11 protein-coding genes are annotated in these 12,901 nt (G+C 54.7%); 5 read left to right on the top strand and 6 right to left on the bottom strand.

The genetic code is table 11. From position 1 onward, the window contains the following. Nucleotides 1-1,037: 1,037 nt before the first annotated feature. Both B5E43_RS13440 and B5E43_RS13435 read right to left on the bottom strand, forming a co-directional pair. Nucleotides 1,038-1,943 carry a DUF6017 domain-containing protein gene (locus B5E43_RS13440; RefSeq protein WP_087397525.1) on the bottom strand — a complete coding sequence of 302 codons (906 nt, stop codon included), beginning with the start codon at nucleotides 1,941-1,943 and terminating at the stop codon, nucleotides 1,038-1,040. A 235-nt stretch (nucleotides 1,944-2,178) separates the two neighbouring features. Further along, on the bottom strand, nucleotides 2,179-2,931 hold the full coding sequence (locus B5E43_RS13435) for a hypothetical protein (protein WP_343214322.1): 753 nt from the start codon (nucleotides 2,929-2,931) through the stop codon (nucleotides 2,179-2,181). 199 nt (nucleotides 2,932-3,130) lie between these two features. On the opposite strand from B5E43_RS13435, the gene B5E43_RS13430 reads away from it, so the two are divergent. Next, nucleotides 3,131-3,694: a TetR/AcrR family transcriptional regulator gene (locus B5E43_RS13430; protein ID WP_008980793.1), complete on the top strand. Its 564-nt coding sequence runs from the start codon at nucleotides 3,131-3,133 to the stop codon at nucleotides 3,692-3,694. A 52-nt stretch (nucleotides 3,695-3,746) separates the two neighbouring features. On the opposite strand, the gene B5E43_RS13425 is transcribed toward B5E43_RS13430, so the two are convergent. Further along, nucleotides 3,747-5,747 carry a heavy metal translocating P-type ATPase gene (locus tag B5E43_RS13425; protein ID WP_343214321.1) on the bottom strand — a complete coding sequence of 667 codons (2,001 nt, stop codon included), beginning with the start codon at nucleotides 5,745-5,747 and terminating at the stop codon, nucleotides 3,747-3,749. 94 nt (nucleotides 5,748-5,841) lie between these two features. Further along, a complete protein-coding gene (locus B5E43_RS13420; protein ID WP_087397523.1) occupies nucleotides 5,842-6,060 on the bottom strand; it encodes a cation transporter in 219 nt (72 codons plus the stop codon). A gap of 161 nt (nucleotides 6,061-6,221) precedes the next feature. Between B5E43_RS13420 and B5E43_RS13415 the strand changes: the two genes are divergently transcribed. From B5E43_RS13415 to B5E43_RS13400, 4 genes are all read left to right on the top strand, one after another. Beyond that, nucleotides 6,222-6,587 (top strand): metalloregulator ArsR/SmtB family transcription factor, encoded by a 366-nt coding sequence (locus B5E43_RS13415; RefSeq protein ID WP_087397522.1) that lies wholly within the window; start codon nucleotides 6,222-6,224, stop codon nucleotides 6,585-6,587. A gap of 14 nt (nucleotides 6,588-6,601) precedes the next feature. Continuing rightward, entirely contained in the window at nucleotides 6,602-7,525 is a 924-nt protein-coding gene (locus B5E43_RS13410) for an AraC family transcriptional regulator (RefSeq protein ID WP_087397520.1), read from the top strand. A gap of 20 nt (nucleotides 7,526-7,545) precedes the next feature. Next, nucleotides 7,546-8,160, top strand: a complete 615-nt coding sequence (locus B5E43_RS13405; RefSeq protein ID WP_087397518.1) for a DUF1349 domain-containing protein — start codon at nucleotides 7,546-7,548, stop codon at nucleotides 8,158-8,160. Between the two features lie 492 nt (nucleotides 8,161-8,652). After that, nucleotides 8,653-8,892: a DUF6809 family protein gene (locus tag B5E43_RS13400; protein WP_087397516.1), complete on the top strand. Its 240-nt coding sequence runs from the start codon at nucleotides 8,653-8,655 to the stop codon at nucleotides 8,890-8,892. Nucleotides 8,893-8,898: 6 nt separating this feature from the next. Here B5E43_RS13400 and B5E43_RS13395 read toward each other — a convergent pair whose 3' ends face one another. Together B5E43_RS13395 and B5E43_RS13390 are read right to left on the bottom strand one after the other, a co-directional pair. Then, nucleotides 8,899-9,771: a hypothetical protein gene (locus tag B5E43_RS13395; protein WP_087397514.1), complete on the bottom strand. Its 873-nt coding sequence runs from the start codon at nucleotides 9,769-9,771 to the stop codon at nucleotides 8,899-8,901. Continuing rightward, complete coding sequence (locus B5E43_RS13390; RefSeq protein WP_242964837.1) at nucleotides 9,761-12,790, bottom strand: RNA dependent RNA polymerase; 3,030 nt, start codon at nucleotides 12,788-12,790, stop codon at nucleotides 9,761-9,763. The genes B5E43_RS13395 and B5E43_RS13390 overlap by 11 nt, the downstream gene beginning before the upstream one ends. Nucleotides 12,791-12,901 lie beyond the last annotated feature (111 nt).

The raw sequence follows: 12,901 nt of genomic DNA, 5'->3' as shown, positions 1-12,901 counted from the left end.
GCCCGGTGCACCACGCCAGCGGCCGCCATGCACCATTTCGGCGGAATGGGTGCACCATTCCAGCGGTGGCTATGCACCATCATCTGCGGTCAAGTTGCACTTTTTGAGCGGCGTACGCAACCAGCAGCACTTCAAGCGCCTTAAACGCTAACCGGAATACGGTCTTGCGCCATTTACGCTTAAACTTGAAACGGTGAGAAGTCCGGGGGACCGACGAGTTGCCGGGACTGTCCTGCATGAACAGCGATTTCTTATGCTTTTGCATAACAAACCTCTTTCGAGAACCACGAAGTATAGTTGGTGTGGCTCCCTCCCGGGAAAGAGTTGGTGCATACAGGACAACCCATCTAATTTCTTTGGGCATGGCCCAAGCTCCCGGCTTGGGCCATGCCGGGCGACGGCGCATCGGGCGGTCAAGCCGTGTGCCGCCCCCGTGGGGTAGAACACCTTTAAGATGTTCCGCGAGTGCTGACGCACTCCAATTTGGGGGAGAAGACCAGCAGAACACCTGCTCTGCTTTTCGCTGCAATGTTATAATAGCAAATTTTAAGCCGTATGTCAATATGAAATTTCGCTGTTGGCGAATAAACTTTAGGAAAAATAATGGGAGCGTCACCCTCGGCTCAAACCGAAGGCGGTGCTCCCGCTCTGTTATGGAAAAGTATTCAAAACAGCCTCTCTGCACCACTCAAATTAGCGGGAGAGGCCCGCATGGGAAATCATAAGGGCGGCTCCCGGAAAAGCCGTCACAAACGATTTTTTAGCCCATTTTCAACCCTTATCTGCACACTTTTTCGAGCGTGCGGACTGGTAATGGAGACAGGCGATGAGAATCGCCCGGAAGCTCTGTTTGCAGGGATAGACACAGCCCCTGCGATCTCTGCCTTTCGCCCACGCTCTATCCCACATTCATACATCCGCAGGGAGCCCCGTTTCAGGGCTCCCATCGTTGACGCTGGGTATTCGTTGTAATGGGATGGACTGTTTCGTTCCATCCCGCCCCCACGTTTAGAGGAGCTTCCAATTTGGAAATCCCTTTATGACTGGCAGTTGACACCTCCGTGTTCGCCGTACATATCGTGGCTCACCAGGGAAGTGTAGTAGCTGCCGATGGTGGCCGGGGCGTTATACAAAGCGGCCAGCAGGTATTTCTTGATATTGCGGACATAGGTGGTGTTCTCCCGCATCCGGTCCAGCACATACTCGATGTGGGAACTGTTCAGCTTCAGGAACCGGGATTTGACCACCTCCGCCGGGTAGTCGTCCCCGGCGATACGGATCATCTCCCGGTTGGAGCACACCGTGTCCACCATGAGCTCCACCAGTTCATCCAGACGGTCCCGGTCAAGCTGATGGTTCTGGATGAGGTAGTCATACTTGATGTTCTCCAAAATCAATTCCCGGTAACTCTCACGCTCCCGCATCCAGTCTCGTCCCATCCCGTCCGAGCCCCTGGGGGTTGGGGGGATTGATAGGACAGGATTTGATCCTTCCGTACTGAGTCCATCTTTTTTTGATTTATTAGGATTGCTTTTATCTTTATTTAATTGCGGCCGGTTTTCCAGACCCGGAGTATCCATATCCGGGTTTTCCGTATCTGGATGTTCCGTGTCCGGCGCGCCCTCACACGGCCCGTCCGGCTCCGAGGGATGGGGCGTTTCATAGATGACATACTCCACATCCACGATCTTGCCCTTGTTGTTCCGGAGGCGGTTGCGGACGATGTACCCGGCCCGCTCCAGTTCCTTCAGGGCGGAACTGATGCTGTCCGTGCCCTCCTTGCAGATTTTCGCAAGGCCCCTGGTGGTATAATTCCAGTCCTCCGGCAGGGACAGCATCATGGAGAGCAGTCCCTTGGATTTAAGCGACAGATCCATGTTACGCAGATGGTGATTGGACATCACTGTATAATTTTGGGTTTTCTCAATGCGGAACACCGCCATATCGAACATCTCCTTTTTTCGGTCTTAAAAAGTGTAAGTTTCGGTGGGTTTGTGCCCCTGTATCACCGTCTGGCCTCCCATGAGGGAAAGAATATGGGCGGCTTCGTTTGCGCCGCCCACAGACGAAAAATCAGGGGATTTCTCACCCTAAAACGCACACTTGATTTGGGGATAGAAAAAGGGCGGCTGTCATCAAAACAGCCGCCCGATAGGGGGGTCTAATACAAGTTATTTGCTATCCGGCAAGCCCGGGAACCATTGATATTACAGGATTTTTTGAAAAGTTCTGTATCGCCATTCGTACCATGCGGATCAGTTTTTGCAGAGAACTGTTTTCACCCACCTTGGTGGCGGTCATATCAATGGAGCCAAAGCGGTTGATGGTACCGCAAAAGACCTCGTCTCCCACACTTTTATCCACCGGCAGGGATTCCCCGGTCATGATGGACTGGTCCACGGAGGTTTCGCCATGGATAATGGTTCCGTCCACGGGAATGGTTTCTCCAGGGAGAATCCGCAGGGTGTCGCCTTGCCGGATCTCTTCAGCGGGAATCATTTCTTCTGTGCCATTGTTGATCCGGCGGCCTTTTGTGGGCGCCAGGCGGATCAGCTGATTCAATCCCTTTTTTGCCCGGTTCGTGGTAGCTTCCTCCAAAAGGGCGCCGATGGCCATAATGAAGGCCACCTCACCGGCAGCAAATAGATCTCCGATGGCAATGGCGGCAAACATAGCGATGGAGATCAGGAGTGCGGAAGAGATTTTGCTGATGCCGGGATTATAGATGATCCTCCAGATCGCCAGATACAAAAGGGGGATGCCGCTGATGAGGACTGTGACCCATGCGGGATCAAAGGGCAAGACGCTCAGCTGCATCGGCGTGCCGCCAAATTCCTCTGCCAGATGGGGCACAAGATCAATCAACAAAAAAACGCCTGCCACAATGGTCATGGGCAGCCCGGCAAGCAGGTCATTTATCTTCTTTAACATCGTTTTTCCTCCCATCTGTACGGCATTCCGACTGGCATGTGGTCTCTTGACGGATGCCGGATATTTCCGTACAATAAATACGATAGCAAACAGTTTGTTCTCTTTGATTGTATGAAAGCATTTTATAAAAAACAATAGACCATTCCTTTCAGGTGTTCGCTACGGAACATTTTGCGGGATTTGTACGGAGGAGGACCAGATGGACCGGCGTCAGCAGAAAACCAGGACGGCTATTTTTTCAGCGTTTACGTCCCTCCTGGCGGAAAAATCATACAGCAAGATCACGGTGCAGGAAATCATCGACGCTGCCAATGTGGGGCGCACCACCTTTTACGCCCACTTTGAAACCAAAGATGATTTGCTGAAAGAGTTATGCGAAGAACTGTTTGGGCATATCATTGGCAGCGCCATGGACTGTACCCATACCCACGGGCTGTACTCAGACGGGAGTGCCCCGGAATCGGTATTTTGTCACTTGCTGCAGCATTTACAGGAAAATGACAAGAATATCATTGCGTTGCTTTCCTGTGAGAGCAGCGAAATGTTCCTGCGCTTTTTTAAGGACAGCTTGAATGAGCTGGTACGATCCCAATTCATCAATCAGAACCGAAAAGCGAATACCGACATTCCGGAGGACTTTTTGATCAACCATATCTCTGGCAGCTTTGTGGAAATGGCACTGTGGTGGATCAAGGGACACAGGAAGCAGACACCAGAGGATCTGGACCGCTATTTTCGTGCTGTCATTGAACCGATTATATGAAGAGACCACGGCCTGATTTCGAAATGGAATCAGGCCGTGGTTGCTTTTTCTCTTATAAATTCTGCACCCGCAGAGCACGGATGGCGTTTAGGATCGCCAGAATCATGACGCCCACATCGGCGAAAACGGCAAGCCACATATTGGCTACACCGAAGGCCACAAGAATCAGGCAGGCCAGTTTCACTGCGATGGAGAACACAATGTTCTGGTAGACGATGCCCAGACATTTGCGGGAGATTTTAATTGCTTTGGAAATTTGCAGTGGGTCATCATCCATCAGAACCACATCGGCGGCTTCGATGGCGGCATCGGAGCCCATGGCTCCCATGGCGATGCCGATATCCGCCCGGCGCAGCACCGGGGCGTCGTTGATGCCGTCGCCCACAAAGGCCAGCTTTTCCCGCTCCGGCTTCGCCTGCAAAAGCGCCTCCACCTTTTCCACCTTGTCCGCCGGAAGCAGTTCGCTGTAAACCTCGTCCAGTCCCAGGGAGGCGGCCACCTGATTGGCCACCTTTTTGGCGTCGCCAGTGAGCATCACCGTCTTGCGGACACCGGCGGCCTTGAGCTGCCGGATGGCCTCCTTGCTGTGGGGTTTAACAATGTCTGCGATGACGATATGTCCGGCGTATTTGCCGTTGATGGCCATGTGGATGATGGTACCCACGCTGTGGCAGGAGATGTAGGCAATGCCCAGGCGATCCATCAGCTTGTCGTTGCCGGCCGCGACCTCAACGCTGTCCACCTTTGCGATGACGCCGTTGCCGCTGATTTCCTGGATCTCGGTGACCCGGGAACGGTCGATCTCCTTGCCGTAGGCCCGCTGGAGGCTCTTGCTGATAGGATGGGAGGAGGCGCTTTCGGCCAGCGCCGCGTATTCCACCAGCTTTTCGTCGCTGAGGTCACTGTGGTGGATGCCGTTGACCTCGAAAACGCCCTGGGTCAGCGTGCCGGTCTTATCAAAGACCAGGGTCTTGACCTGGGACAGTGTTTCCAGATAATTGGAACCTTTGACCAGCACACCGGCCCGGCTGGCTCCACCGATGCCCGCGAAGAAGCTAAGGGGGATGCTGATGACCAGGGCACAGGGACAGCTGGCCACCAGGAAGGTCAGGGCGCGGTAGATCCAGGTCTCCCAGGCGGGAGCCAGCCCCATTCCCACCATCTGCACCAGAGGGGGCAGAATGGCCAGGGCCAGCGCCGCGTAGCACACCGCCGGGGTGTAAATGCGGGCAAACCGGGAGATGAAATCCTCCGACTTGGATTTGCGGGAGGAGGCGTTCTCCACCAGATCGAGGATCTTGGAGACGGTGGATTCCCCAAACTCCTTGCTGGTCTGAATCTTGAGAACGCCGGTCATGTTGATACAGCCGCTGATGACCTCGTCGCCGGTTTTGGCATCCCGGGGCAGAGATTCCCCGGTCAGAGCCGCCGTGTTCAGGGTAGAAGTACCTTCTACGATCACACCGTCAATGGGCACCTTCTCACCGGGCTGGACAATGATGATGCTCCCCATATCCACTTCATCGGGATCCACCTTTTCCAGCTTGCCGTCCCGTTCCACATTGGCGTAATCGGGACGGATGTCCATCAGGTCGCTGATATTGCGGCGGCTTCTGCCCACGGCATAGCTCTGGAACCACTCGCCCACCTGATAGAACAGCATGACGGCAATGACCTCCAGATACTCGCCGTTCTCATAGACGGCCAGAGCCAGCGCGCCCAAAGTGGCGACAGCCATCAGGAAGTTTTCGTCAAATACCTGCCGGTTGCAGATCCCCTTGAACGCCTTTTTCAGAATGTCGTATCCGATAATCAGATAGTCTATCAGATGGACGGCCAGGCGGATCCACCGGCCAGCTGCTCCCAGCTGGTCGAATGCTTCGGCTCCCAGCGTCTGCAGTCCCAGCAGCAATACGGTGGCGATCAGAATACGCCACAGCATGACCTTCTGCTTTCTGGTCATACCGCTGCTTTTCTTCTGCCCCATGAGCAGCAGAACCACGGATAAAATTGTGACAACGACCAAAAGGCCGCTTTCCAGCAGTTCCTGCATGGTAATACTCCTTTCTGCGATTGCTTTCTCGTGTTCTTGTTCGGGATGAAAAAGCGCCCGAAAGCCTGGGCGTTCCGGGCGCTTTCATAAGCAGTTACAGGAAAATCTCGCAGTCGGGCTCCACCTTCTTGCAGGCCTTCCGCACACCGTCCATGACCTGAACGGCATCCTGACCCTCGGCAAACTCCACGATCATCTTCTGTGTCATAAAGTTCACGGTAGCAGCGGCGACACCGGCAGTCTTGCGGGCGGCCTCTTCCATCAGGTTGGCGCAGTTGGCGCAGTCCACTTCGATCTTGTAAGTCTTTTTCATCACAAAAAACTTCTCTCAAAATTTCATTTTTAAGATTAAGCACTTGTTTAATCGTTATGGGTGCAGTATAATTTCTGCCAAGAGAGAAGTCAACACCACTGAGAGACTCCCTGCCAAACAGGCGAAAAGTATTTCCAAACGAGCGAAAAAGGAGAGCGTCTATGAAATATCCCTCGCTGCCCCATGCCCATGATGTGCAAGCCGATCTGGAATCGATTGAATCCGGGCTGTGCCAGGCAGAGCGATTTGAAACGGTTGCAGAGCTGTTTAAGCAGCTCAGCGATACCACAAGACTGCGTATCTTTTGGCTTTTGTGCCACACGGAGCAATGTGTCATCAATATCTCCGCATTGATGGAGATGTCCAGTCCAGCCGTTTCCCATCATCTGCGCGTACTCCGCAGTTGTGGCCTAATTGTGAGCCGCAGGGAAGGTAAGGAAGTCTATTACCGGGCGGCAGACAACCCGCAGACGCAGCTGCTGCACAAAACTACAGAACAGGTGATGGCAATCGCCTGTCCGGAGTGAAGGGAGGCCCCGCCATGAAACAGGAATACCACGGGATTCTATCATCCATTCACCATGACACCGGGGAAAACCATCCTGAGATCCTGGAGCTTTACCCCGGCATCGAGCTGTCGTTCATCTCTGCTTCCGGAAAAGACGCTTTCCACGTCTGCCACGCACCGTTGCCCCAGATGCTGGAGATCAACTACTGTATCTCCGGCAGAATGGGATGGGACATGGGCAACGGTAACCGGATCTATCTGGGACCGGGGGATTTTTCCTTGAATACCATGGACGTCTGCGGGGATTCCGCCATCACCCTGCCGAACGGTTCTTACGAAGGACTTGCTATTTATATCAACCTGGAGCAGCTGTCTGCACAGCCGCCCGCGCCCTTGGTCGGCTCACCTGTTACCGGGGAGGCCCTGTGGGAGAAATACTGTAAGGACGGTACCTGCACGGCTTTGGCGGGGAATGAGACCATACAGCAAATCTTTTTGGGGCTGTATGAGCCTCCCAAAGAAATGCGGCTGGCCTGGCAAAAAATCAAGGTGCTGGAGCTTCTTCTTGTTCTGAGCCAGATCGAAGCCGGCCAGGAAAAGCATCTGACGGAATACCGGGCGGAGCAGGCGGAGGTAATTCGCCAGATCCATGACCAACTGACCAGCAATCTGGAACAGCGATATACCATTGACTCCCTGTCCAGACAATATCTGATGAACCCTACAACCTTAAAGAGTATGTTTAAGGCCATCTACGGCACATCCATCGCTGCACATATCCGGGAGCACCGGATGAAGTATGCAGCCCAGCTACTTCAGTCGTCTGATCTAAGTATTGCGGATATTGCCCAAAAAGTTGGATACGACAGCCAAAGCCGCTTTTCTTCTGTATTCAAGGAGCAATATCATATGCGGCCTAAGGAATACCGACGAAATCGCAGCTCAGAATCAATCTGAAACATTAGGAGGGTACCAACATGAAATTTGATGTCAGTAGCTTGCGGTGGACCAGGGAGCCGCGAAGCAGCGCCATTACCCGGGACCGAATCGAAATTGTCACCCAGCCCCACACGGATTTGTGGCAGAGAACCTATTATCATTTCCGAAATGACAATGCCCCGGTCCTGCAAATGACCACCGATGAGAAGTTCTTCTCCTTTGTGGTAAAAACCGAATTTGCCGAAAGCCACCATCGTTTTGACCAGTGCGGTGTGGTCGTGTATCTGGACAGTGAAAACTGGCTGAAAGGCTCCGTTGAGTATGAGAACGAGAAGTTCCAGCACCTGGGCAGCGTGGTGACCAATCACGGGTACTCAGACTGGGCAACCACAGAGATCCCGGCCAGCGTCAAATCCATGTGGTATCGTCTAAGCCGGAGAGAGGACGATTTTTGTATCGAATGTTCCGAGGATGGGAGCGTGTTCCGGCAGATGCGCATCTGCCACCTGCATGAAGCAAAGGGGAAAATCCACTTCGGCATCTACGCCTGCAGCCCGGAGGATTCTTTCTTCCGTGCGGTATTCACCAACATGGAATGGACGGAGTGCAAGTGGCTGGCCCATGATGGTCAGGCACCGGACGAGGTACTTTGACAAAAATACGGCCAGCTTGCAAAATAACGAAAAAGATAAGGACCCGGCGGCGTTTCCCTTACATTGAGGAAACGCCGCCGGGGTTCTGTATAGGGGAGATGCTGGCCTCGTCCCGATAAAATGATAAGAAACACTGATCCATTCAGGCGTCACTTCGCAGATGAGGCGAAAAATGCCTCTCGGCCCTGAAACTCGCTTTTTATGATCTCAAACATTTCCTCCGGCATTTCCGGCAGCCATTTTAAAGCCAGAGTTTGATGATCCGTGTCAGCCTGCTTTTGAAAAATTCCATGTGAAACTGGATAAAGCGGCCTTAAAAGTACTTTTGAGCAAGCTCTGTGTCATAAGAAATGATTTTATAATTGTCATCATACCCCATCTTAAAATAGGTCTGATAGAAAATCTGGTTTTGCTCAGTGTGGCGGAACAGTTTCAAATGGTCGTTGTTGTTGATGCCGGTCGTATGTTCCTTCTGATATAATTCCGCTGTCTATGGAGGCGGCCGAGCAGGAAATCGAAACTTGCCACCAACAGCTCATTGAGCGGTTGGACAAGCCGGAGCGTAAACTGGTGCTTCGTATCATGGATGCACAGGGCCTGATTGCGGAGGAACGCTCCGTGGACAGTTTCCTTTGCGGGTTTAAATTGGCGTGGGAACTGACATACGAACTGAATCACTTTGAAATGGACAGGCACCCATCTCCGGAAGAAGAAGCGGAGATGGATGCCTGATTCTATCTACTCAATCACAATAGCTTCCCCCAACCGATACCGGCACAGTCCAAAGCCTGTTTCGGATCGCTCCAAAATGGTCTCCGGGATCTGCTTGAGATACTTTCGCCCAAAGCTGGTGGTGCCGAAGTATGCATCAAAATTGGCCACCGGCAGCACTACCCAGTCGGAGTCCTCTGGATTGTTGGCAAGGTAGTAGGACACCAGAGTTGTGACCATATCCAGAGGAACCCCCTTGGGCGTGAGCGTGCGGAGTTGTTTTACTAACTCAGGCGGCAGTGATTGCTCCTTATCCCGGAGTGGGCCCAGCTCCAAAGCCTGAGCCAGAAAGCTGTCAAACCGCAGGCCCCACTGTCCCTTAGTGGTGGGAGCAAACAGAGGAATCTGCATTTGGATTACCTTGTCCCGCCAGGCCCGGTCAAAGCCCTTCTCAATGGCAGCGCACTTCTTCTGGGCGCTGCTGGATACCCGTTCTGGATTTTCCCGCACAAAATCCACCACTTGATGTACATGGCGGTGAAACCATCCGCTGCCATTTTCGTCCACAAGGCCGGGAAACTCCCCATGGAGTTTTCCGAAATCATTGCCAAACTGCCACGCCTCCCGAGGCGTGGCTTTTTTACTGTCCGGCACACTGCACCAGGCGCACAGGCCCCGCTTGGCATAGTCGATGCGCTCCCGGGGCGCTTCGGCTGGGCTGCCATCCTCATTATGAAACAGAAATCCTCTTGCCAAGATGGTCAGCACCCGGTTGAGTCCCTCGAAATCCAGGATGGTGTCGAAGGTAAAGCGGCCCAGATAGGTGGTGTCCTGCTTGTTCCGAGCGGTGTAGTTTACCACACCGGTGTAGTCCTGAAACTCGTTCCACTCATTCAGCATGATCCACCTCCAGAACATGTTCCTCAATGTGATCCGGCAGCAGATCCCACAGCAGGTTTCGCTTGCCCAGGGCCACCACATAGGGCACCGCCAGGCTGGGCCAGACGATCTTGTCCAGCAGCTTGCGGCAGACCTTGGACACCACGGCCCGCTCGTTGCCGCTGAAGGGGGCAGACAGATAGGCCTCCATCATCTTCTGGAAGTCCGGGGAGTCCGCCGGGCGGCGGAGTTGCTTCCGCTCCCGGGCAGACTCCAGATCGTCGATATCGCAGACCAGATCACCCAGCATACGGAACCCGCCGTGGCGGAAGTCGGTCAGGAGATCGTAGTAGTCGGCTCCCTCCGGCAGCCACTCCCGCAGGAATGTTTCTCTCTGTCCTTCTGCCAGCAGGTGCCACTGCTGGTCCACGATGGCCTTTCGCAGAGCGGCGATGTGCTCCGGGGAAAGCTGCTGGAAGAAGGCGTGCAGCTCGTCGCTGTCGTAGACTTCTTCCTGTCCTCTGGCGTAGAGGATGCGGTCAATGTCCGTTTTCCGCTGCTGTCCCTTGGCGGGGGCGCGGCAGGCCCGAATGCGGGAGAGGCAGTGCTCGTAGTCCCACAGCAAGGCAGAGACAGAAGAAAGAATGTTTTGGTCCAGATGTTTCTTCCAGCTTCGTTCCTGGGCAAAGATAAACAACTCACTGTCCTTCGCTGGTTTCTCCTGAACTTTCGGCGTGTTGCGCTCCAGCTGGCGGGCCAGCCAGGGCAGACGCTCCACCGGGGAGTCCACCGTGTCCCAGTCGATCCCGGCAAAGAAGGTCTCCAGCCGCTCACGGTGGGTGGGCTCATACCAAGCGCGGCGGCGCTCCTCCGCGCGCTCCAACAGATATTTGTACTGGAGGAAAGGAGTGCGCTTTACCTTCCGTCCGCCCAGAAATTCATCCAGGTTGGGCCGCACACCGGTCTTGGCCGCGTCGATCTCCAGCCCACTATAGATGGCCAAGGCTTCCAAGTCCCGGCGGTATCGCTTGCGCTCCTCCGGGTCGGCGTGGTCGTTGTAGGCGATGACGCTGCGATCCAGGGCAGCGTTGCAGATCTGTCCAATGCGGGCGGCAAAGGTGTTTTCCACTGTCTGAAACCGGGACTGCCAGTCGTTGGCGTCGGACTTGGGTGCGGAGAGAGCGGGGATCTTCAGCAGGGGCAGGTTGGCGTTGTTGGAGAGCTGCTGGTGGACATCGTAATCATAGTTCCGCTTCACACATCGGTTCAGGATGGGATCGGCAATGGTCTTGATGAGGTCGCCGTCGTAGTCTGCGCCGCCCAGCCGCTCCGCCGTCAAACTGTCAGCGGACACCATGACCACATCGGTGAGGTGACCCAGGTAATGCTGGCGCAGTGCGTCTCCCCCCGGATACACCGACAGCTGCAATTCCTCGTTCCGGGCGATGTGAGGGTTGCGGAGAAGGGTGCAGCTGTCCTCATGGTCATAGGCTGCACCAGGAGCAAAGAAACAGTCCTCCGCGAAGAAGTCTCCCAGCACTTGGTTGCAGAAGTCCCGCTCACCGGGCAACTGGAACACACGGGGCGCAATTAACTGCCGCAGCAGTTCCAGCAGATCACCGGAGAGAAAACGGTTGTCCCCCGGCACCAGCAACCGCCCAACGGCGTAGCCTCGGAGGATCTTCCGGGCCTGTCCATCCAGCTGTTCCGTGTAGATAGGTTCGCGGATAAACTTCGGGTTCTTCTCCAGCACCCGGGCCATGATGTTGGCCCGGCTCCCCTTGGGTTGGCTCAGGCTCCGGCGAAAGTATTCCTGCTGATATGCCTCATTGGCACGAAAGTTATAGTAGGCCGTCTCAGTGGCCTTGGTCAGCCACTGGCGAGGATCATCCTGCGGACTGTGGTCCCAGCCTTCCGGCAGGTCGGCGGGGCGGAACTCCTCCGGCTGGATGGAGAGGGTGGAGAGGAATTGGTAGTTTAGTTCCACCAGCTCCTCCGGCTCCGTCTTACTAAGGTTCGTGATGTACAGGGCGTGATTGTACTCCCGGAAGGCGTCCCAGTAGTCCTCCCAGGTCATACCGTTCTCCCGCAGCCAGCCGTAGGCCTTGAACTGGCTGCGGGTGAGGATGATGTCCACACTGCGGACGGGGTGTGCCTGGCCCCAGATATCCACAATGGTCTGGGTGCCGCTGCGCTTCAAAAAATCCTTGAAGTCCACCTGGTGGAGCATCCCCTTGATGTAGGGCATACGGATCTGGAAGGAGGTGTGGGTGTGGCTACTGCCCAGTACCTTGTCCAATACCTGGGCGTACTCTTTAGAGATGAGGCCCACGCCGTCAAAGCAGGTGATGTCCAGATCTTCCAGCGTATCTGCCCGGTAGAAGGTTCCTGGCTCTCTGCCTTCCCGCAGGGTGATGACAGGGGCTCGCTCCACTCTCTTTGATGGATTGTCTATGACGATGACCCGGTGATTTTTGTCAATGCGGATGCCGTCCACCCGGGTTCCACTGGAGAACATGAGACCATTGTAGGCGTAGAGTTTGCTGAGCTGGCAGCGATCCAGTTCCATGTTCAGCATGATCCGCTGCCGCATGGGATCATACAAATCCGCCCGGATGAAGGAGAGACGAGACTGACGGCTCATGCTGGCGGAGCGTTCAAAAGCCACATAGCGGTGTGGGCCGCTGCCGAAGTCCAGAGTGATCCCCTCGGGACGGAACATGTCTCTGGCCTTCTCCCGGCGGGCCTGCTGCGTCCTTCCGGTTCCACGCCGGTCAAAGATCCCGGCGAAGTCCATATAGAACAGCACATCGGAAAGGGCAGTGACCTTCTCATCGCTACGCTCCCGCCAGCCCTCCCCGTGGAGTTGGTACATCAGCTGGTGGAACATAGCGCAGCTGTCCTGCTCGTGCCTGGCTCCCGGTACCTTGCAGTGCTCGGTGGCGCTGCGGTTCAGGGTAAAGGTGAAAACGCCGTCTTGCTCCGCGGCATAACTCATCACCGCCCGGGCAGAGAGTTCGTAGATCTGATAGGTCGCCATTGGCTCACCTCCGTTTGCTCTATTCTACCACAAACCATTTCAAAATCAAAATGAATACTACTCCCACTTCTTTTGAGGTGGGAACTTTTTGTATTCAAATTCTTGAAATGG

It is taken from the genome of Flavonifractor sp. An100, assembly GCF_002161175.1.
In the GTDB taxonomy this organism is placed as follows: Bacteria; Bacillota; Clostridia; order Oscillospirales; family Oscillospiraceae; genus Lawsonibacter.
Note: the sequence above shows the minus strand (reverse complement) of the source record. Positions and strands in the feature narration are given on the sequence as shown.

Bases quoted from the DNA above. Each gene is read 5' to 3' on its own strand.
- B5E43_RS13440 (WP_087397525.1), bottom strand. From the start codon at position 1,943: ATGGCGGTGTTCCGCATTGAGAAAACCCAAAATTATACAGTGATGTCC.
- B5E43_RS13435 (WP_343214322.1), bottom strand. From the start codon at position 2,931: ATGTTAAAGAAGATAAATGACCTGCTTGCCGGGCTGCCCATGACCATT.
- B5E43_RS13430 (WP_008980793.1), top strand. From the start codon at position 3,131: ATGGACCGGCGTCAGCAGAAAACCAGGACGGCTATTTTTTCAGCGTTT.
- B5E43_RS13425 (WP_343214321.1), bottom strand. From the start codon at position 5,747: ATGCAGGAACTGCTGGAAAGCGGCCTTTTGGTCGTTGTCACAATTTTA.
- B5E43_RS13420 (WP_087397523.1), bottom strand. From the start codon at position 6,060: ATGAAAAAGACTTACAAGATCGAAGTGGACTGCGCCAACTGCGCCAAC.
- B5E43_RS13415 (WP_087397522.1), top strand. From the start codon at position 6,222: ATGAAATATCCCTCGCTGCCCCATGCCCATGATGTGCAAGCCGATCTG.
- B5E43_RS13410 (WP_087397520.1), top strand. From the start codon at position 6,602: ATGAAACAGGAATACCACGGGATTCTATCATCCATTCACCATGACACC.
- B5E43_RS13405 (WP_087397518.1), top strand. From the start codon at position 7,546: ATGAAATTTGATGTCAGTAGCTTGCGGTGGACCAGGGAGCCGCGAAGC.
- B5E43_RS13400 (WP_087397516.1), top strand. From the start codon at position 8,653: ATGGAGGCGGCCGAGCAGGAAATCGAAACTTGCCACCAACAGCTCATT.
- B5E43_RS13395 (WP_087397514.1), bottom strand. From the start codon at position 9,771: ATGCTGAATGAGTGGAACGAGTTTCAGGACTACACCGGTGTGGTAAAC.
- B5E43_RS13390 (WP_242964837.1), bottom strand. From the start codon at position 12,790: ATGGCGACCTATCAGATCTACGAACTCTCTGCCCGGGCGGTGATGAGT.